Origin of the sequence: Paraburkholderia sp. J41, from assembly GCF_905220235.1 — a bacterium.
In the GTDB taxonomy this organism is placed as follows: Bacteria; Pseudomonadota; Gammaproteobacteria; order Burkholderiales; family Burkholderiaceae; genus Paraburkholderia.
This window is the reverse complement of the sequence record NZ_CAJMZE010000122.1, coordinates 1-235: the sequence shown is the minus strand read 5'-3', so window position 1 is coordinate 235 and position 235 is coordinate 1. Positions and strand designations below refer to the sequence as shown.

General features: G+C 62.1%; 1 protein-coding gene. It reads right to left on the bottom strand.

What is annotated here, in order from left to right; all coding sequences use genetic code 11:
- Positions 1-235: hypothetical protein (locus U5805_RS31710; protein WP_322107413.1), on the bottom strand; the 235-nt coding region annotated here is incomplete at both ends.

Genomic DNA, 235 nt, shown 5'->3' with positions numbered 1-235 from the left:
CTCGTTGGTGATGTTCGAGATGTCGCTCGTGTTCTGCGTCACGCGACCGTCGATGTTGGTGATCGCGCCGGCCACGTTCGTGTACGTCGTACCGCCATTCACCACGAAGGTCGGGTTCGAGATCGAACCGTTGCTGTTCACCGTCGAGCCACCGCCAATCGCGCTGGCCGTCGAGGCCGCCACGTTGTACAGCTGCGAACCGTTCACCGCATCCACGCTCGAAGCGTTCACCGCA